Here is a 648-nt window from a genome sequence, read left to right on the forward strand (position 1 = left end):
TATTAGTGATCAAGTATTCAGTAAAGGAAGAAGTGGATGTTCAAAACGCTGTCATCAAGCCCGATGTCGCGCTATTTCGCGTTGTGGGTAAGTTTGTTTTTGATAGCCACTCCTTCTGTTGCTCAAGTCAAAAATGAGGATACTCCGACTCGTCCTAAAGTCGCGGTTGTTCTCGCTGGTGGCGGCGCAAAAGGCGCTGCCCACATTGGTGTACTCAAGGCGCTAGAAGAAATGCACATTCCTGTCGATATCATCACAGGGACAAGCATGGGAGCTTATGTTGGCGGTTTGTACGCGACAGGCATGAGCGCCGATGAAATCGAAAGTTTTATCTATTCTGTTGATTGGAACAGTGGTTATCGTGATCGCGTCGATCGCAGTCAGCGTCGCGTTCGTGACAAAGAATATGAAGACCGCTATCAAATCACGACCGACCTTGGTTTACGGTTCGGCGAAGTTCGTGCTCCAACTGGTGTGGTTCAAGGGCAAAACATGTTGCGTGTGTTGCGCGAGACCACAGGTAACCTCGGACGTTTTGAGTCCTTTGATGAGCTTGCCATTCCTTACCGTTCCGTCGCGACAGATATTTTAGAACTGGACGAAGTGGTGATCGGCAACGGTTATTTAGTTGATGCCATGATGGCCAGT

General features: G+C 48.6%; 1 protein-coding gene. It reads left to right on the forward strand.

Annotation, left to right across the window (positions count from 1 at the left end):
- Window positions 1-36: 36 nt before the first annotated feature.
- On the forward strand, window positions 37-648 hold a 612-nt coding region (locus R8N49_RS27920), incomplete at its 3' end, for a patatin-like phospholipase family protein (RefSeq protein ID WP_318190544.1).

Source organism: Vibrio sp. 1978 (assembly GCF_033344345.1).